Origin of the sequence: Actinomadura monticuli, assembly GCF_041463655.1 — a bacterium.
In the GTDB taxonomy this organism is placed as follows: domain Bacteria; phylum Actinomycetota; class Actinomycetes; order Streptosporangiales; family Streptosporangiaceae; genus Spirillospora; species Spirillospora monticuli.
On the sequence record NZ_JAXCEI010000004.1, the window covers coordinates 455,237 to 471,980 of the forward strand.

At 73.7% G+C, this 16,744-nt stretch carries 18 protein-coding genes; 10 read left to right on the plus strand and 8 right to left on the minus strand.

The features are described from left to right. The first annotated feature begins 12 nt into the window (after positions 1-12). Positions 13-1,830, plus strand: coding sequence for a beta-propeller domain-containing protein (locus SM611_RS11370; RefSeq protein WP_371949339.1), 1,818 nt, complete (start codon positions 13-15; stop codon positions 1,828-1,830). Here SM611_RS11370 and SM611_RS11375 read toward each other — a convergent pair. The 3 genes from SM611_RS11375 to SM611_RS11385 form a co-directional block, all read right to left on the minus strand. Further along, positions 1,827-2,948 (minus strand): D-alanine--D-alanine ligase family protein, encoded by a 1,122-nt coding sequence (locus SM611_RS11375; RefSeq protein WP_371949340.1) that lies wholly within the window; start codon positions 2,946-2,948, stop codon positions 1,827-1,829. The genes SM611_RS11370 and SM611_RS11375 overlap by 4 nt on opposite strands. Positions 2,949-3,016: 68 nt before the next feature. Beyond that, a complete protein-coding gene (locus SM611_RS11380) occupies positions 3,017-4,006 on the minus strand; it encodes an NAD(P)H-dependent glycerol-3-phosphate dehydrogenase (protein ID WP_371949492.1) in 990 nt (329 codons plus the stop codon). A gap of 17 nt (positions 4,007-4,023) precedes the next feature. Next, on the minus strand, positions 4,024-4,872 hold the full coding sequence (locus SM611_RS11385) for a lysophospholipid acyltransferase family protein (protein ID WP_371949341.1): 849 nt from the start codon (positions 4,870-4,872) through the stop codon (positions 4,024-4,026). Positions 4,873-4,973: 101 nt separating this feature from the next. On the opposite strand from SM611_RS11385, the gene cofC reads away from it, so the two are divergent. Both cofC and SM611_RS11395 read left to right on the plus strand, forming a co-directional pair. Then, complete coding sequence (cofC, locus tag SM611_RS11390) at positions 4,974-5,651, plus strand: 2-phospho-L-lactate guanylyltransferase (RefSeq protein ID WP_371949342.1); 678 nt, start codon at positions 4,974-4,976, stop codon at positions 5,649-5,651. Positions 5,652-5,661: 10 nt separating this feature from the next. Then, positions 5,662-5,865, plus strand: a complete 204-nt coding sequence (locus SM611_RS11395; protein WP_371949343.1) for a hypothetical protein — start codon at positions 5,662-5,664, stop codon at positions 5,863-5,865. A gap of 64 nt (positions 5,866-5,929) precedes the next feature. On the opposite strand, the gene SM611_RS11400 is transcribed toward SM611_RS11395, so the two are convergent. From SM611_RS11400 to leuC, 4 genes are all read right to left on the minus strand, one after another. Continuing rightward, positions 5,930-6,208, minus strand: coding sequence for an HU family DNA-binding protein (locus tag SM611_RS11400; RefSeq protein ID WP_026403810.1), 279 nt, complete (start codon positions 6,206-6,208; stop codon positions 5,930-5,932). A 158-nt stretch (positions 6,209-6,366) separates the two neighbouring features. Next, positions 6,367-6,600, minus strand: coding sequence for an SCO5555 family protein (locus tag SM611_RS11405; protein WP_504230277.1), 234 nt, complete (start codon positions 6,598-6,600; stop codon positions 6,367-6,369). A 388-nt stretch (positions 6,601-6,988) separates the two neighbouring features. Further along, complete coding sequence (leuD, locus tag SM611_RS11410) at positions 6,989-7,576, minus strand: 3-isopropylmalate dehydratase small subunit (RefSeq protein ID WP_371949347.1); 588 nt, start codon at positions 7,574-7,576, stop codon at positions 6,989-6,991. A 9-nt stretch (positions 7,577-7,585) separates the two neighbouring features. Beyond that, entirely contained in the window at positions 7,586-8,983 is a 1,398-nt protein-coding gene (gene leuC / locus SM611_RS11415) for a 3-isopropylmalate dehydratase large subunit (RefSeq protein ID WP_371949349.1), read from the minus strand. Positions 8,984-9,089: 106 nt separating this feature from the next. Here leuC and SM611_RS11420 point away from each other — a divergent pair, with 106 nt between their 5' ends. The 6 genes from SM611_RS11420 (at position 9,090) to SM611_RS11445 (ending at position 14,981) form a co-directional block, all read left to right on the plus strand. Next, complete coding sequence (locus SM611_RS11420; RefSeq protein ID WP_371949351.1) at positions 9,090-9,809, plus strand: IclR family transcriptional regulator; 720 nt, start codon at positions 9,090-9,092, stop codon at positions 9,807-9,809. 21 nt (positions 9,810-9,830) lie between these two features. Beyond that, positions 9,831-12,173, plus strand: coding sequence for a beta-glucosidase (locus tag SM611_RS11425; protein WP_371949353.1), 2,343 nt, complete (start codon positions 9,831-9,833; stop codon positions 12,171-12,173). 59 nt (positions 12,174-12,232) lie between these two features. Beyond that, positions 12,233-12,862, plus strand: a complete 630-nt coding sequence (locus SM611_RS11430; RefSeq protein WP_371949355.1) for a MerR family transcriptional regulator — start codon at positions 12,233-12,235, stop codon at positions 12,860-12,862. Between the two features lie 94 nt (positions 12,863-12,956). Further along, a complete protein-coding gene (locus tag SM611_RS11435; protein WP_371949357.1) occupies positions 12,957-13,346 on the plus strand; it encodes a YidH family protein in 390 nt (129 codons plus the stop codon). After that, a complete protein-coding gene (locus SM611_RS11440; protein WP_371949359.1) occupies positions 13,343-13,651 on the plus strand; it encodes a DUF202 domain-containing protein in 309 nt (102 codons plus the stop codon). The genes SM611_RS11435 and SM611_RS11440 overlap by 4 nt, the downstream gene beginning before the upstream one ends. A 79-nt stretch (positions 13,652-13,730) precedes the next feature. Beyond that, on the plus strand, positions 13,731-14,981 hold the full coding sequence (locus tag SM611_RS11445; protein ID WP_371949361.1) for an NAD(P)-binding domain-containing protein: 1,251 nt from the start codon (positions 13,731-13,733) through the stop codon (positions 14,979-14,981). 3 nt (positions 14,982-14,984) lie between these two features. Here SM611_RS11445 and SM611_RS11450 read toward each other — a convergent pair whose 3' ends face one another. Then, the gene (locus tag SM611_RS11450) at positions 14,985-15,896 is read right to left on the minus strand and encodes a LysR family transcriptional regulator (RefSeq protein WP_371949363.1); all 912 of its coding nucleotides are present in this window, start codon (positions 15,894-15,896) and stop codon (positions 14,985-14,987) included. A 38-nt stretch (positions 15,897-15,934) separates the two neighbouring features. Here SM611_RS11450 and SM611_RS11455 point away from each other — a divergent pair, with 38 nt between their 5' ends. After that, positions 15,935-16,744: an SAM hydrolase/SAM-dependent halogenase family protein gene (locus SM611_RS11455; protein WP_371949365.1), complete on the plus strand. Its 810-nt coding sequence runs from the start codon at positions 15,935-15,937 to the stop codon at positions 16,742-16,744.

Consider the following 16,744-nt stretch of genomic DNA (forward strand, 5'->3'; position numbering starts at 1 on the left):
CGTCGAACGTCCATGCGTGGTCGCATCTCCGCACCGGCCGCGGCGGTGCTGCTGCTGGCCGGGATCGCCGGCTGCTCCGGGTCGTCCGGTCCCGGCGCCCCGCCGAGCCCGGCTCCGGCGGCGCGGCTCGTCGCCTATGACGGCTGCGACGCGCTCCTGGAGGATCTGCGCAGCGCCACGGCCGACCGGGTCGGCCCGGTCGGGCTGGACGATCCGCCGCCCATGCCGAGGGACGGGCTCTGGGCGCTGCGGAAGGGCCGGCTGCCCGCCGAGGCCGCGGGACCGCAAGAGCATTCCACGACGAACGCCCACGAGCCGGACGCCGACGAACCCGACCTCGTGAAGACCGACGGCCGCAGGATCGTGACGGTCGCGAAGCGGCGCCTGCGGGTCATCGATCCCGCCACCCGCACGATCACGCACACGCTGGAGTTGCCGGGCGCCGACCGGTACGACCATGACGAGTTGCTGCTCAGCGGCGACCGCGCGCTCGTACTGACGGACCGCACCCCGGCGCTCCCCGTCGACGGCGACCCCCCGCCCGGGTACACGGGCCGGGCGATGCGGCTCACGCTGGTCGACCTCTCCGGCGCCCCGAAGATCATCGGCACGCTGACGTCCGACGTGCAGTACCTGGACGCGCGGCAGACCGGTTCGACGGTGCGCGTCGTGGTCCGGTCCGAGCCGAAGATCGACTTCCCCGGCGGAACGGACGGGAAGGACGCCACCGAGGAGAACCGGGTCGAGGTCTGGAAGGCCCCGCTCGACGCCTGGCTCCCGGCGTTCCGGCTCAGCGACGGCACGGCGTACCGGACGCCGTGCGACCAGGTCAGCTGCCCGGCCTCGGCCAAGGGCTCGACCATGCTGACGGTGCTGTCCATCGACCTGGGCAAGGACCTCGGCGACCCGCAGGCCATCGGGATCACCGCCGACGGCTCCACCGTCTACGGCAACGGGAAGAGTCTGTACGTCACCGGCACGCCCAGGCAGCAGTTCCGGTGGTCGACCAAGAAGGCGCCCGAGCCGGACACCGGCATCCACAAGTTCGACCTGGGCGGCGGCGGACGTCCGCGCTACGCCGCGTCCGGTTCGGTCAAGGGGTACCTGCTCAACCAGTACTCCATGTCCGAGCACGACGGAAACCTCCGCCTGGCGACGACCACCGACCGGGACGGCGCCAAGTCCCAGAGCTCGGTGCACGTCCTCGCCCAGCACGGCGACCGCCTCGACCGCATCGGACGGATCGACGGGCTCGGCAGGGGCGAGCGTGTCCACTCCGTCCGGTTCATCGGCCCGAAGGCGTACGTCGTGACGTTCCGGCGGACCGACCCGCTCTACACGCTCGACCTGGGCGACCCGCGCCGCCCCCGCCTCACCGGCGAGCTGAAGATCACCGGCTACTCGGCCTACCTGCACCCCACGGCGGACGGCGGGCTGCTCGGCGTCGGCCAGGACGCGGACGTCTCCGGCACCACGACCGGCCTCCAGGTCTCCCTCTTCGACGTCTCCGGCGCACCCCGCAGGATCGACGCCTACACGCTGCCCGGCGTCACCTCGCAGGTGGAGTTCGACGCGCACGCCTTCCTGTACTGGCCGAAGTCCGGCCTGACCGTCGTCCCGGCGGCGCCCGAATACGGCGCCGCCGCGAAGGCCGTCGCCCTCAAGGTCACCGGGACGTCCATCACCGAGATCGGCACCGTCCGGCAGCCGGAAGGCGGCATCGTCCGCTCGCTCATCGTCGGCGACACCCTCTGGACGTTCTCCGACGACGGCGCGTACGCCGCCGACGCGTCGACGGTGAAGCGGGCCGGCTGGCTCCCCTACCGCTAGCGCAGGCCGGTCGGGCGCTTCAGCGCCGTCTGGATCAGCCGGTCGACGAGCGCCGGGTAGTCCAGCCCGGTCGCCGCCCACATCTGCGGGAACGCCGACGCCGGGGTGAAGCCCGGCATCGTGTTGATCTCGTTGAGGACCCAGCGGCCGTCGGGGGTGTGGAAGAAGTCGACGCGGGCGAGGCCCTCGCAGTCGAGCGCCTCGAACGCCTGCACGGCGACGCGGCGGACCTCCTCGATCGCGGCGGCCGGCAGGTCCGGCGGGATCATCAGCCGGGTGGAGCCGTCGAGGTACTTGGTCTGGAAGTCGTAGAAGTCCTGCTCGCCCGCCATCAGCACCTCGGCGGGCAGGCTCGCCTCGGCCGGGCCGTCGTCCTCGCCCTGCAGGACGCCGCACTCGATCTCGCGGCCCTCGATCGCGGCCTCCACGATCACCTTCGGGTCGTGCTCGCGGGCCGCGTCGACCGCGGCCTCCAGCCCGGATTCCTCGGTGACGCGGGTGATGCCCATGCTCGACCCCGCGCGGGCCGGCTTGACGAACACCGGGGTGCCCGCCGCGAGGCCCAGTTCCTTGATCTCGTCGATCTTGCGCTTGCGCTCGCGCCGCCACTCCCGGTCGCCGACGAGGACGTACGGACCGACGGGCAGGCCGCGCGCCTCCCAGACGAGCTTCATGTAGCCCTTGTCCATGCCGACGGCGCTGGCCAGCACCCCGGCGCCGACGTACCGGATGCCCGCGAGGTCGAGGAGGCCCTGGATCGTGCCGTCCTCGCCGTAGGGGCCGTGCAGCAGCGGCAGCACGACGTCGACCTCGGCGAGCGTCTCCGGGACCTCGCCCTGCCGGACGACCATCAGCCCCCGGCCGTCCGGGTCGAACGGCAGCGCGAGGACGCCGCCGGCGCCGGTCACCTCGGGCAGCCGGCCGTCCTCGATGCCGAGTCGCAGGTCGGCGGAGGGGAGCACCCACCGTCCGTCGCGGGCGATGCCGATCGGCACCACCTCGTAGCGGTCCCGGTCGATGGCGGCCATGACGGCGCCCGCGGTGACGCAGGAGATCGCGTGCTCGGAGCTGCGCCCGCCGAACACCACGGCCACGCGGATCTTAGAAACCTGGGACATGAGGTCCGACCTTACCGGTGATCAGTCCGGCTCGGCCACGAGCGATCCGGGGGCGGCGCGGCACCGCGTCACACCCCGTACCGCTCGGGCTTCGGCGAGCGCGAGATCAGCGAGACGCCCGCCTCCTTGATGGGCATGCCGTGGTGCAGGACGGCGGTGACCGCCTCGGTGATCGGCATCTCCACGTTGTGCTTGCGCGCCAGCTCCAGCACCGCCTCGGACGACTTGACGCCCTCCGCCGTCTGCTTGGTGACCGCGATGACCTGGTCGAGGGTCATGCCGCGGCCGAGGTTCTCGCCGAACGTCCGGTTCCGCGACAGCGGCGACATGCACGTCCCGACGAGGTCGCCCATCCCGGCGAGCCCGGCGAAGGTGTGCTCGTCGGCGCCGAGCGCCGCGCCCAGCCGGGCGATCTCGGCGAGCCCGCGCGTCATCAGCACCGCCTGGGTGCTCGCGCCGAAGCCGAGCCCCACGGACATGCCCACGCACAGCGCCACGACGTTCTTCACCGCGCCGCCGAGCTCGCAGCCGACGACGTCGGTGGAGGTGTAGACGCGGAAGTACGGGGTCATGGTCGCGGCCTGGAGGCGCTGCGCGACGGCCTCGTCCACGCAGGCGGCGACCGCGGCGCCCGGCTCCCCGCTCGCGATCTCGCGGGCCAGGTTGGGGCCGCAGAACACGCCGACGCGCTCCTCGGGGACGTCGGCGACCTCCTGGATCACCTCCGACATCCGCCGGGTGGTGCCCATCTCGACGCCCTTCATCAGGCTGACGAGCACCGCGTCCGCCGGCAGGTGCGGCACCCAGCCGCCGAGGTTGCCCCGCAGGGTCTGCGCCGGGACGGCCAGCGCGACGAAGTCGGCGCCCTTCAGCGCCTCCGCCGGGTCCAGCGTGGCGCGCACGCCCTCCGGCAGGGTGACGCCGGGCAGGTAGTCGGGGTTCTCGTGCCGCTCGTTGACCGCCTCGACGACCTCGGGCCGGCGGCCCCACAGGACGACCTCGCCGCCGGCGTCGTGCAGCAGCTTCGTGAACGTCGTCCCCCAGGATCCGGCGCCCATCACCGCGGTGCGGAAGGTCACGAGTCGGCCGCCTTCCGCTCCGCCGCGGGCCCGGTCTCCGGCGCGGCCGGCCGCGCCGGCTCGGGCACCGCCGCATCGGTCCCGCGGGCCGCGCGGCGCCGTTCCTCCAGGACCTTGTGGTGGTCGTAGCGCTCCTCGGGCGGTTCGGCGCCGCGCAGCTCGCCGAGGAGCCCGGCGATCGCGGACATGATGTCGTCGGTGGCGGCCCGCAGCGTCTCCTTGCTGAGCGGCAGCCCCGCGTACCCGGACAGGTCGACGGGCGGCCCGGCGATCACCTGCATCGTCTTGCGGGGCAGCGGGTGGAAGCCCTTCTTCAGGCTCCCCGCGAGGCCCCTCTGCTCGCCCTTCTTGTACGGCATCAGCTCGTGCGCGCCCCAGCTCGCCACCGGGACGACCTTGGCGCCCGTCTTCAGCGCCATGCGGGCGACGCCCGTCTGGCCGGTCATGGGCCACAGCTCCGGGTCACGGGTGCAGCTGCCCTCCGGGTAGAACATCAGGCATTCGCCGTCCAGGAGCGCCTGCTCCGCGGCCTCCAGGGCGCGCGCCGCGTCCTCGCGGTCGCGGTACACGGGGATCTGCCCGGTGCCCCGGAACACCGCGCCGACGAACTTCACGTCGAACAGCGTGGACTTGGCCAGGTACACCGGGTACCGGCCCGACTCGTAGACGAAGTGGGCGAGCGCGAGGGGGTCGGACTCGGAGATGTGGTTGGCGGCGATGATGACGCCGCCCTCCCCGGGCACGTTGCCCCGGCCTCGCCAGTCCCGCTTCAGGAGCCCGAAAAGCAGCGGCCGCAGGATGACGATCGTGAGCTTCCGCCAGCCCGGCGAGTACCCGTGGCTCATGCCCGTCCCCTCCTCATTCCGTCCCCTCCTCGGTTCATCCCCCGGATGAACATGGGGTGTCATCAAGTGTCGCGGTTGCGTGCGCATAGTGTCGAGTTGCCATGTCTACAGCAGCAGGGTCCCCCGCGGCGCACCGCGCGCCCCGTCTCCATTGGTCGCTCGTCGTCCCCGTCAAGGTGCTCGCCAGGGCGAAGACCCGCATGGCCGGGGCCGCGGGCCCGCACCGGGAGGCGCTCGCGCTCGCGGTGGCGGCCGACACGGTCGCCGCCGCGCTGCGCTGCGACCGGGTCCGCGACGTGATCGTAGTCACCGACGATCCCCTCCCGGCGGCCGACCTCGCCGCCCTCGGCGCCCGCGTGGTGCCCGACGCGCCGGACGCCGGGCTGAACCCGGCGCTCGTGCACGGCGCGGGCCGGGGCCGCGAGCTGTCCCCGGACGCGGGCGTCGGCGCGCTGTCGGCGGACCTGCCCGCCCTGCGGCCGGATGAACTCGCCCGCGTTCTCGACGCCGCGGCGGCCGTGCCCGAGGCGTTCGTCCCGGACGCGGCCGGCATCGGCACGACGCTCTACACGGCGCGTCCGGGCGTCCCGTTCGCCCCGGCGTTCGGCGGCGGCTCCCGCGCCGCGCACCGGTCCCGCGGCGCGGCGGAGATCCTCCTGCCCGGCACCGACAGCGTCCGCCGCGACGTCGACACCCCGGACGACCTCCGCGCCGCCCTCGCCCTCGGCACCGGCCCCCGCACCGCCGAGGTCGCGGCCCGGCTGCCGTCGTTGGCCTAGAGTTCCGGTCATGCAGGGGACGGTGAAGGCGTTCGACGCGGAGACCCGGTCGGGGAGCGTGCTGCTCGACGACGGGACGGAGCTGGAGTTCGACGCGGCGGCGTTCGCGGCGGGCGGGCTGCGGCTGCTGCGTTTCGGCCAGCGGGTGAACCTCGCCCTGGACGGCGACCGCGTCTCGGTGGTGACGCTATCGACGTTCCCGCTGCCCTCGTGAAGCGCCCGTGACGCGACAGCGCCCGGGACCGTTTGGCACGGTCCCGGGCGCTGTCGCGGTGAGGCTACTTCTTGCCGGCCACCAGGTTCTTGAAGTCGGCGCCCGCCTTGAACTTGGGCACGGACGTCGCGGGAACCTCGATGGTCTTGCCCGTTGCGGGGTTGCGGGCCGTACGGGCAGGCCGGTCGGCCTTCTCGAACGAACCGAACCCGGTGATGGCGACCTTGTCACCCTTGGCGACGGCGGTCTGGATCGCCTCCAGGATGGCGTCGACGGCCTCGGCTGCGGCCTTCTTGCTGCCCAGCCGGTCAGAGATCGCGTCGACCAGCTCACGCTTGTTCATGGGTTACTCCTCTAGTTCCCCCCTTGCCCGAACGAAACTATGGGACCCTCAGCATGGACACAATCACCTGCACGCAAGAGTTGGCGTGTCGCTGGCGTTTTTGTCGGCCTCGCCCCCGTCTCGCCGGGTGACCGGACCGGATCCGGCCACTGCGCACGCTAACCGACGTCGGGGCCGTCTTGGAAATCGGCGAGGAACGACTCCAGCCTGCGGGCGGCCAGTCCGGCGTCCCGTTTCGCCAGATCGGTGATCGCCAGCAGGTGCCGGATGAGCCGCTGCCTGCTCTCCGGCGGAAGCGGCGCGACCGCCTTGTGAGCATCACGCAACTGTCGCGCGAGCTGGGTCAACGCAGGATCTTCCCACTCGGGCCCACTCCACAGGACCGCAGCCAATTCCACTCCCCCAAACGGTCGGCGAGCATGGCACACGGAAATTGTCCCTGGTGCCGCCGACGACCGCCACGCCCGGGGTGCGTGTGAGCACGACCGCACGAATTCCGAGGGAACCCGACCGAGCTCACACCACGCCCTCCGCCGCAGGTGGACGCCCCTGGACGAGTCACAACCGCCCCCCTCCTGGACTGGGCCCGAGCGTCCCCGCAGACCGAAGCGACAACCACGGGCAGGCACGCGGAGGGAGCGCCAGCGACCGCAGCGGGCCTGCCCGCCGACGCAGGCGACCGCAGCGACGCCACACAAACAGCAACGGGCACAATGACCGAAACGGCGGCGTGAGGATCGCCTGCGTCGCAACGGGGGTTCCAGGGGGTCGCCCCCTGGGCTAAACAGTCCTGGGGAGCCAGCTCCCGCGGGATTCTTCGAAGTCGTTGATGGCGTCGGCGTGGCGGAGGGTGAGGCCGATGTCGTCCAGGCCCTCCATGAGGCGCCAGCGGGTGTAGTCGTCGATGTCGAAGGCGGCGACTTCGCCGGCGTAGCGGACCTGCCGCTTGTCCAGGTCGACGGTGATCTCCAGGGTGGGGTCCTTCTCGACGCGCGCCTGGAGGTCCTCCACCTGTTCGCCGGTCAGGATGACCGGGAGCAGACCCATCTTGGTGGAGTTGTTGCGGAAGATATCGCCGAAGCGCGGCGCGATGATGACCCGGAACCCGTACTGCTGCAGGGCCCAGACGGCGTGCTCGCGGGACGAGCCGGTGCCGAAGTCGGTCCCGGCGACCAGGATGCCGGCGCCCTCGTACTGGGGCTGGTTCAGGACGAAGTCCGGGTCCTCGCGCCAGCCGGAGAACAGGCCCTTCTCGAATCCGGTGCGGCTGACCTGCTTGAGCCAGACGGCCGGGATGATCTGGTCGGTGTCGACGTTGCTGCGGCGCAGCGGGACCGCGCGCCCGGTGTAGGTGGTGAAGGCTTCCATCGTGGTTCCTTAGAGGTCGGCGGGCGCGGCCAGGCGGCCGGTGACGGCGGTTGCGGCGGCGACGGCGGGCGACACCAGGTGGGTGCGGCCGCCGGGTCCCTGGCGTCCCTCGAAGTTGCGGTTGGACGTGGAGGCGCTGCGCTCGCCGGGCGTGAGCTTGTCGGGGTTCATCGCCAGGCACATGGAGCAGCCGGCCTCCCGCCATTCGGCGCCGGAGGCGGCGATGACCTGGTCGAGGCCCTCCTCCTCGGCCTGCTGCTTGACCTTCATGGAGCCGGGGACGACCAGCATGCGGACGCCGTCGGCGACCGTGCGGCCCCGCAGCACGCCGGCGACGGCGCGGAGGTCCTCGATGCGGCCGTTGGTGCAGGAGCCGACGAAGACGGTGTCGACCTTGATCTCGCGCAGCGGCGTGCCGGCGGTGAGGCCCATGTAGTCCAGGGCGCGCTCGGCGGCCTGGCGCTGGACCGGGTCGGCGTAGGACGCGGGGTCGGGCACGGAGTCGCCGAGCGGCAGGCCCTGGCCGGGGTTGGTGCCCCAGGTGACGAACGGGCTCAGCTCGGCCGCGTCGATCACGACCTCGGTGTCGAAGACCGCGTCGTCGTCGGTGCGCAGGGACGTCCAGTACTCGACGGCCTTGTCCCATTCCTCGCCCTGGGGGGCGTGCGGGCGACCCTTGAGGTACTCGAAGGTGGTCTCGTCCGGGGCGATCATGCCGGCGCGCGCGCCGGCCTCGATGGACATGTTGCAGACCGTCATGCGGCCTTCCATCGACAGGGAGCGGATCGCCTCGCCGCGGTACTCGATGATGTGCCCCTGGCCGCCGCCGGTGCCGATCCGCGCGATGATCGCGAGGATGAGGTCCTTGGCGGTGACGCCCTCGGGCAGGGCGCCCTCGACGGTGACGGCCATCGTCTTCGGCTGGATCTGCGGCAGCGTCTGCGTGGCGAGGACGTGCTCGACCTCGCTGGTGCCGATGCCGAACGCGAGGGCGCCGAACGCGCCGTGCGTGGAGGTGTGCGAGTCGCCGCAGACGACGGTCATGCCGGGCTGGGTGAGGCCGAGCTGCGGGCCCATGACGTGGACGATGCCCTGGCCGGCGTCGCCCATGGGGTGCAGCCGGACCCCGAAGTCGGAGCAGTTCTTGCGCAGCGTCTCGACCTGGGTGCGCGACACCGGGTCGGCGATGGGCTTGAGCAGGTCCGTGGTCGGGACGTTGTGGTCCTCGGTGGCGATCGTCAGGTCGGGGCGGCGGACGGGGCGGCCCGCCATCCGCAGCCCGTCGAACGCCTGCGGGCTGGTCACCTCGTGGACGAGGTGCAGGTCGATGTAGAGGAGGTCGGGCTCACCCTCGGCACGCCGTACGACGTGCGCGTCGTAGACCTTTTCGGCCAGTGTTCGGCCCATCACTCCCACCTCACCTGTCATCGTCGGCACCGGTGCCGGTCGCCCGTCGCCGTGGTCTCTGTCACCTTGACTTGCATCTCATATTACGAGACGGCAATATCAAGACATGGACAACTCTAGCGGAGTCGGCGTACTTGACAAAGCCGTACTCGTTCTGAACGCGCTGGAGGCCGGCCCGGCCTCGCTCGCCCAGCTCGTCCAGACGACCGGTCTCGCCCGCCCCACGGCCCACCGGCTGGCCGTCGCGCTGGAGCACCACCGCCTCGTCCACCGCGACACCCAGGGGCGTTTCATCCTCGGGCCGCGGCTCGCGGAGCTGGCGGTCGCCGCCGGGGAGGACCGGCTGCTGGCGATCGCCCAGCCCATTCTGGCCCACCTGCGCGACCTCACCGGCGAGAGCGCCTCGCTCTTCCGCCGCCAGGGGGACGTCCGGGTCTGCGTCGCCGCCGCCGAGCGGACCAGCGGCCTGCGCGACACCATCCCGGTGGGGGCCGCACTCCCCATGACGGCGGGTTCGGCCGCGCAGATCCTGCTCGCCTGGGAGGAGCCCGACCGGCTGCACCGGGGGCTGCGCAACGCCAAGTTCGAGGCCACGACGCTCGCGTCCGTCCGGCGGCGGGGCTGGGCGCAGAGCGTCGGGGAGCGCGAGCAGGGCGTCGGGTCGGTGTCCGCGCCCATCCGCGGCGCCGGCGGACGGGTGATCGCCGCCGTCTCGGTGTCCGGCCCGCTCGAACGCCTGTCGCGCTCCCCCGGCCGGCTGCACGCCGCCCCCGTCGTCGCCGCCGCCGAGAAGATCTCCGAGGGGATGCGCCGCACCGCCTCCTGACCCGGAACGTAGAGTCGGCGGATGGACGAAGCCCGGCTGCGCGCCCTGCTGGCGGACCTCACCCTCGCGGAGAAGGTCCACCTGCTCACCGGCGACGGGTTCTGGACCCTGCGCCCGATCCCGAGGATCGGGCTGCGGGGTCTCGTCATGTCGGACGGGCCGTCCGGCGTCCGGGGCACCGCCTGGGACGAGCGCCGCCCGAGCCTGCTCTTCCCGAACCCGACGGCGATCGCCGCCGCCTGGGACCCGGCGCTCGCCGAGCGGATCGGGCGGCTGAACGGCGCCCAGGCGCGCGACAGGGGCGTGCACGTCCAGCTCGCGCCCACGATCAACCTGCACCGGACGCCGCTCGGCGGCCGGCACTTCGAGAACTACTCCGAGGACCCGCTGCTCACCGCCCGCGTCGGGGCCGCGTTCGTCCGGGGCGTCCAGTCGGCCGGCGTCGCCGCGACGGTGAAGCACTTCGTCGGCAACGACTCCGAGACCGCCCGCATGTCCTACGACGCGCGGATCGGCGACGAGGCCCTGAACGAGCTGTACCTGCGTCCGTTCGAGGCGGCGGTGAAGGCCGGCGCGTGGGCGGTCATGGCCGCATACAACAAGGTCAACGGCACGTCCATGACGGAGAACCGGGCGCTGCTGACGGGCGTGCTGAAGGAGCGCTGGGGCTTCGACGGCGTCGTCGTGTCCGACTGGACGGCGATCCGGTCGACCGAGGAGAGCGCCAACGCGGGCATGGACGTCGAGATGCCCGGCACGCCCGCCAGCCCGTGGCGGGACAGGCTCGTCGGCGCCGTCCGCGCCGGCGGGGTCGCCGAGGAGCTGATCGACGACAAGGTCCTGCGCGTGCTGCGGCTGGCCGCGCGCGTGGGCGCGCTCGACGGCTTCCCCGAGCCGCCGCCCGCGACGACGCCTCCCGACGCCCGTGACCAGCTCCGGGAGGCGGCGGCGAGGGCCGCCGTGCTGCTGCGCAACGAGGGCGGCGCGCTGCCGCTGAGCCCGGTGCGCAGGCTCGCTGTGATCGGCCCCAACGCGGTCCGGTTCAGCGCGCAGGGCGGGGGCAGCGCGCACGTCAATCCCGAGCACGTCGTGACCCCGGTCGAGGGGCTGCGGCGGGCGCTCGGGGACGGGACCGAGCTGATCGTCCGTCCCGGCGTCTACCCGCACCGCCGCCTGGCTCCGCTGCCGCTCTCCCTCACCACCGACCCGGAGACCGGTGAACGCGGGGTGCGGCTCGACTTCTTCGACGCGGACGGCGCCCTGGTCGAGTCGGAGCACCGCAGGGCCGCCGATTTCGTCTTCCTCGGCGGCATACCCCGGGGCACCGCCCGGATCGTCGCCCGCACGCAGGTGACATCCGACGAGGACGGCGTGCACACGTTCGCGATCGCGGGCGCGGGTGATTTCGAGCTGCGCGTGGGCGAGGCCCGCGCGGCGGTGACGCTGACCCCCGGGCACGGCGATCCCGTCGAGGCGCTGCTGCGCCCGCCCGAGCACCGCGTCGAGGTGGAACTCACGGCGGGCGCGGCGATTCCGGTGGAACTGCACTGCTCCCACGCACCCGGAAGCTTCGCGACGTCGTTCGGCATCGGCCACCACGGGCCGCACCCGTCCGAGGACGACGCGCTCGCCGCCGCCGTGGCCGCCGCGCGCGGCGCCGAGGCCGCGGTCGTGGTCGTCGGCACGAACGACGACGTGGAGAGCGAGGGCTTCGACCGCGCGTCCCTCGCCCTGCCCGGCCGCCAGGACGAGCTCGTCTCCGCCGTCGCCGCCGCCAACCCGCGCACGATCGTGGTCGTGAACGCGGGCGCGCCCGTGCTGATGCCCTGGCGGGACGAGGTCGCCGCCGTCCTGTGGGCGTGGCTGCCGGGCCAGGAGGGCGGGGACGCGATCGCGGACGTCCTCACCGGCGCGGCCGAGCCCGGCGGGCGGCTGCCCACCACGTTCCCGGCCTCGCACGACGGCGTCCTGTCGCCGGTCCCCGCCGCGGACGGGACGCTCGACTACGCCGAGGGCGCCGCGATCGGCTACCGGCACTACGCGCCCGCCCAGGTCGCGTACCCGTTCGGGCACGGGCTCGGCTACACGGCCTGGGAGTACGGGCCGCTGACCGTCTCGGGCGGGGACGCGGAGGTGACCGTCCGCAATACCGGGAGCCGGGCCGGGCGCGAGGTCGTCCAGTGCTACGCCGCCGCGGACGGGGCCGTCCGGCTCGCGGGCTTCGCGGTCGCCGAGGCGGCCCCCGGCGAGGCGGTCACGGTCCGGATCGCGCTGGACGAGCGCCTCCCCGGCCGGTGCGACTTCTGGGCGGGCCGGTCGGTCACCGATCCACGAACCAGTACAACTCAGACAGACATTGGATAGTGCCAGTATCCATTCCCTCGACCTCGCTACCGTTGGCCCCCGGTAAAGGGGGTTCGACGGTGCAGATCTCCGAGCTCAGCGATCGGAGCGGGCTGACGGTCCAGACGATCAAGTTCTACATCCGGGAGGGCCTGCTCCCGAAGGGCTCGGCGGTGAGCGCCACGCGCTCGGAGTACGACGGCGGCCATCTGGAGCGGCTGCGCCTGATCAGCGCGCTGCGCGAGGTCGGCGATCTGCCGGTCGCGGCGATCCAGCAGATCATCGCCGCCGTCGAGGACGAGCGGGTCGGCCTGCACGAGCTGTTCGCCACCAGCCGGCGGGCCATCGGCCCGCACGTCGCCGCGCCGCACGACCCGCACTGGCGGGCCGCCCGCGAGGACGTGGACGCCCTCGTCCGCGAGCTGGACTGGACCGTCGGCGCGGACGCCCCCGCCCGCGACCTGCTCGCGCACACGTTCGTGGCGCTGCGCCGCCTCGGCTTCCCCATCACGCTCAAGGACCTGCGCCCCTACGTGCGGGCCGCGGCCGACGTGGCCGAGCACGAGATCGGCCGGGTCGCCGAGGGCGCCCCGCGCGGCCGGACGGCCCACGCGCTGCTCGTCTCCACCGTCCTGTACGAGCAGGTCCTCACGGCGCTGCACCGGCTCGCCCAGGAGGACGCCGCCGCCCGCCGCTTCGGCGCCCGCTGACCCCGCTTCACTCCATTTCCGGGATAATCAATCGGAATTGGTATTCGCGGCCGGTCAATTAAGCATTCACTTCGATCGCCTAACATGAACGGCGATGACCACGACACAGCCACCGCGCGCCCCCGGCGGCGGGTGGGCCGACCGCCTGCTCGCCGAGGGCAGCGACCCCGATCCGCGCTTCAGCCTCGCCAACGAGCGCACGTTCCTCGCCTGGATCCGGACGGCGCTGGCGCTGATCGCGGGCGGCATCGGCGTCGCGCTCGCCGGCGACTTCGTCGAGCCGGTGCTCCGGCACGGCCTCGCGGTCGTCTTCGCCGCGACCGGCGCGGCCGTCGCCGCGTTCGCGTTCCGCCGCTGGCTGCGCACCGAGCGCGCCCTCCGCCGGGACGAGACGCTCCCGCCGCCCGCGCTCGCCCCGGTCATGGCCTACGGCATCGCGGTCGCCGCGATCGTGCTGCTGGTGGCCGTCCTGGTCACCCGGTGAAGCTCTGGGACCGGGGAGCGCAGCCGGAACGGACGGCGCTCGCCTGGTCGCGGACCACCCTCTCGCTCATCGTCGCGGGGCTGCTGTGCGTGCGGCTCGCGCCGGCGGCGCCCGGCGCGGCCGTCGCCGCCGCCGTGGTGTGCGGCGCCGCGGCGCTGCTGGCCCGCCGGGCCCGGGTGAGCCTGCGGCTCCGGCGGCACCGGCTGCCCGCCGGGCATGGCGCGGCCGACCCGGCCTCCGTCCTCGTCATGACGGGCCTGGCGATGCTGCTGGCCGGAGTGGTGCTGCTCTTCGCCCTCTTCTGAGGCATGCGCGCTGCGCATGGCTCCCGTGCGAAGTCTTCGCTGGTGTCATGTCTTCACGGCATTTAACGTCGATTCCGCCATGACAAGAATCGCCTTTCTCGGACTGGGGCGCATGGGCGCTCCGATGGCCGGGCGGCTCGGCGCCGCCGGCCACGACCTGACCGTCTGGAACCGGACGCCCGGCCGGGCGGCGGCGCTCCCGGGCGCCGCCGAGCGGGCCACGCCCGCGGAGGCCGCCGCGGGCGCCGAGTTGGTGATCACGATGCTGACCGACGCGGGCGCCGTCGAGGACGTCCTGTTCGGCCCCGGCGGCGCGGTCCCGGCGCTGGAGCCCGGCGCCGTGATCGCCGACATGTCGACGATCGGGCCGGACGCCGTCCGCCGCGTCCGGGACCGGCTGCCGGCGGGCATCGGCCTCGTGGACGCGCCCGTCTCCGGGAGCGTCCCGCAGGCGGAGGCGGGCGGGCTGGTGATCCTCGCGGGTGCCGCGCACGCCGATCTGGCCCGCTGCGCCGAAGCGTTCGCCGCGCTGGGGACCGTCCGGCACGTCGGCCCGCCCGGCGCCGGCGCCGCGCTCAAGGTGGTGGTGAACAGCGTGCTCGTCGGGAACTTCGCGGTCCTCGGGGAGGCGCTCGGCCTCGCCGGCCGGCTCGGCGTCGACACTCGCCTGGCCCTGGACGCGCTGGCGCGCATCAGCCCGCAGGCCCGGCGGCTGCTGGAGGACCCCGGCCCGCCGCGCTTCACCCTCGCCCTAGCCGCCAAAGACCTCGATCTCGCCCTGGACGGCTCCAGCGGAGACGGCTCCGGCGGGGACGGCTCGGGCGCAGGCGGCGTCCTGCCCGCCGTCCGGGCGCGGACGCGGTCCGCGCTCGCCGCCGGGCTCGCGGACCACGACCTCACCGCACTCGCAGACCACATCAGGAGGACCACGCAGATGCGCGTCACACTCGACAACCCGGCGACCGTCCCGGCGCCGCCGAACCCCGCCTACTCCCACACCGCGTATGTCACCCAGGGGCCGATGCTGTACGTGTCGGGGCAGATCGCCCTGGACGAGAACGGCAAGGTGGACGCGCCCGGCGACATGACCCGCCAGTCCGAGGTCGTCTTCTCGCTGCTCGAACGCATCCTCGCCGCGCACGGCGCGGGCTTCGCCGACGTCGTCGGCATCCGCACGTACCTCACCGACATGGACCTGCGCGGCGAGTACGGGGCCGTCCGGATGCGGCACTTCACCGGCGCGCCGCCGACCAGCACGACCGTCGAGGTGCCCCGGCTGTTCCACCCGGACGCGCTGATCGAGGTCGAGATCGTCGCCGCGGTCCCGTAGCCGTCAGGGCCGCAGGTCCCCGGCCACGTCCCGCAGGTCCGCCAGGAACGCGGTGACGGCCGGGGACCTGCGCGCGTGCCGCCCCACCGCCGCGTAGACGGACCGGCGCGGCCGGCCGGACGACACCGCGCGCAGCACGACGCCCTCCCGCGCCAGCCCGGAGGCGGCCAGCGCCGGGACCAGGGTGACGCCGAACCCCTCGGCGACCAGGCCCAGCTTGGAGATCCATTCGGCGACCCGCAGCGGCGTCTCCGGGACGAACCCGGCGGCCTCGCAGCGGGCGCGCAGCGCGGCGACCGCGTCGGGGTCGTCGGCCACGATCCACGGCTCGCCCGCCAGCTCGTGCAGCGGGACGCGGTCGCGCCCGGCGAGCCGGTGCCCGTCCGGCAGCGCGACGAGGAGCGCGTCGTCCAGCAGCGGCACCAGGTCCTCGGCGTCGATCGACGGATGCTTGTGCGTGCTGACCAGCACGATGTCGAGGTCGCCCGCGTCCAGCATCGGCAGCAGCCGCTCGGTCGTCCCCTCGCGCAGCAGCGGCCGGACGCCCGGATGGCGGGCCCGGAACCGGGCGAGGGCGCGCGGCACGAGCACGGCGTTCGCGGTGGGGAAGGCGCCGAGCCGCAGCGTCCCGGTGTCGAGGCGGCGCAGCCCGTCGAGGGCGCGGGCGGTCTCGGCGAGCCGGTCGAGGAGGCCGCGCGCGTGCGGCAGCAGGTACTCCCCCGCCGGTGTCGGCCGGACGCCCCGGGCGCCGCGCGCGAACAGCTCCACGCCGCAGACGTCCTCCAGCGCCGCGATCTGCCGGGACACGGCGGACTGCGTGTACCCCTCGGCGGCCGCGGCGGCCGTGAAGGACCCGGCGTCCGCGACGGCGACGAAGGTCCGCAGCAGCACCGGATCGAGAGCCTCTGCACGCATCCGCGAAGGATACGGGCCGGGCTCGGTAGGCTCGGCCCATGCCCGGCAGCCGCCCGTTCGTCAGCCTGGCGACCGACTTCGGCGCCGCGTACACCTCCATCTGCGCGGGGGTCGTCTACACGATCGCGCCCGCGGCGAACGTGCTGGTGCTGAGCGACGAGATCACCCCGTTCGGCGTCCGCGAGGGCGCGATGCTGCTCCGGCAGGCGCTCCCGTACCTGCCGCCCGGCGTGCACACGGGGATCGTGGACCCGGGCGTCGGCACGCCGCGCCGGCCCGTCGCGATCGAGACGGGGCGCGGGGACGTGCTGGTCGGCCCCGACAACGGGCTCCTCCTCCCGGCGGCGGAGCGGCTGGGCGGCGTCGTCCGGGCGCACGCCCTGGAGAATCCGGCGTACCGCCTGCCGGAGGTGTCGGCCTCGTTCCACGGCCGCGACGTCTTCTCCCCCGCCGCCGCGCACATAGCCACCGGCGTGGACGTGGCCGATCTCGGCGCCCGGGTCGACCCGCTGCCGCTGGACCTCCCGCCGCCGGCGATCGCGGACGGCGAGCTGACGGCACCCGTCCTCTACACCGACCGTTTCGGCAGCCTGATCCTGGGCGCCGAGCCCTCCGACCTGGCCGCCGCGTTCGGCGACCTGCCGCCGGGAACGCCGCTGCGCGTCAGCTGGGAGACCGGCACCGCGCGGCTCACGTTCGAGGAGACCTTCGGCAGCGTCGCCCCGGGCGAGCCGCTCATGTGGACCGACTCGTCCGGCTGGCTGGGCCTGGCCGTCAACCAGGGCTCGGCGGCGGGCGCGCTCGGCCTCGGCGGCGCCGAGGCGGTCACGGTGCGGCTGGCACACTGA

What these genes read in the sequence shown, in the direction of transcription:
- SM611_RS11370 (WP_371949339.1), top strand. Translation starts at nt 13, where the DNA reads ATGCGTGGTCGCATCTCCGCACCGGCCGCGGCGGTGCTGCTGCTGGCC.
- SM611_RS11450 (WP_371949363.1), bottom strand. Translation starts at nt 15,896, where the DNA reads ATGCGTGCAGAGGCTCTCGATCCGGTGCTGCTGCGGACCTTCGTCGCC.
- SM611_RS11385 (WP_371949341.1), bottom strand. Translation starts at nt 4,872, where the DNA reads ATGAGCCACGGGTACTCGCCGGGCTGGCGGAAGCTCACGATCGTCATC.
- SM611_RS11445 (WP_371949361.1), top strand. Translation starts at nt 13,731, where the DNA reads ATGACAAGAATCGCCTTTCTCGGACTGGGGCGCATGGGCGCTCCGATG.
- leuD (WP_371949347.1), bottom strand. Translation starts at nt 7,576, where the DNA reads ATGGAAGCCTTCACCACCTACACCGGGCGCGCGGTCCCGCTGCGCCGC.
- SM611_RS11425 (WP_371949353.1), top strand. Translation starts at nt 9,831, where the DNA reads ATGGACGAAGCCCGGCTGCGCGCCCTGCTGGCGGACCTCACCCTCGCG.
- SM611_RS11400 (WP_026403810.1), bottom strand. Translation starts at nt 6,208, where the DNA reads ATGAACAAGCGTGAGCTGGTCGACGCGATCTCTGACCGGCTGGGCAGC.
- SM611_RS11395 (WP_371949343.1), top strand. Translation starts at nt 5,662, where the DNA reads ATGCAGGGGACGGTGAAGGCGTTCGACGCGGAGACCCGGTCGGGGAGC.
- SM611_RS11435 (WP_371949357.1), top strand. Translation starts at nt 12,957, where the DNA reads ATGACCACGACACAGCCACCGCGCGCCCCCGGCGGCGGGTGGGCCGAC.
- cofC (WP_371949342.1), top strand. Translation starts at nt 4,974, where the DNA reads ATGTCTACAGCAGCAGGGTCCCCCGCGGCGCACCGCGCGCCCCGTCTC.
- SM611_RS11380 (WP_371949492.1), bottom strand. Translation starts at nt 4,006, where the DNA reads ATGGGCGCCGGATCCTGGGGGACGACGTTCACGAAGCTGCTGCACGAC.
- SM611_RS11420 (WP_371949351.1), top strand. Translation starts at nt 9,090, where the DNA reads ATGGACAACTCTAGCGGAGTCGGCGTACTTGACAAAGCCGTACTCGTT.
- SM611_RS11375 (WP_371949340.1), bottom strand. Translation starts at nt 2,948, where the DNA reads ATGTCCCAGGTTTCTAAGATCCGCGTGGCCGTGGTGTTCGGCGGGCGC.
- SM611_RS11455 (WP_371949365.1), top strand. Translation starts at nt 15,935, where the DNA reads ATGCCCGGCAGCCGCCCGTTCGTCAGCCTGGCGACCGACTTCGGCGCC.
- leuC (WP_371949349.1), bottom strand. Translation starts at nt 8,983, where the DNA reads ATGGGCCGAACACTGGCCGAAAAGGTCTACGACGCGCACGTCGTACGG.